The organism is Pseudomonas parasichuanensis (genome assembly GCF_021601385.1).
GTDB classification, from domain to species: Bacteria; Pseudomonadota; Gammaproteobacteria; order Pseudomonadales; family Pseudomonadaceae; genus Aquipseudomonas; species Aquipseudomonas parasichuanensis.
The window spans coordinates 1-255 of record NZ_BQHO01000112.1 but is presented as its reverse complement, the minus strand read 5'-3'; the positions used below and the strand labels follow the sequence as shown (position 1 = coordinate 255).

Annotated in this window: 1 rRNA gene; it reads right to left on the bottom strand. The window is 49.8% G+C overall.

The annotated features are described in order from the left end of the window. A 23S ribosomal RNA gene (locus tag L6D77_RS27170) occupies nt 1-255 on the bottom strand; the annotation flags it as partial.

Sequence of the window (255 nt, the reverse complement as noted above, 5' to 3'; positions counted from 1 at the left end):
GGTTCTTTTCGCCTTTCCCTCACGGTACTGGTTCACTATCGGTCAGTCAGTAGTATTTAGCCTTGGAGGATGGTCCCCCCATATTCAGACAAAGTTTCTCGTGCTCCGTCCTACTCGATTTCATTGACAAGAGATTTTCGTGTACGGGGCTATCACCCACTATGGCCGCACTTTCCAGAGCGTTCCACTAATCTCAAACCAACTTAAGGGCTGGTCCCCGTTCGCTCGCCACTACTAAGGGAATCTCGGTTGATT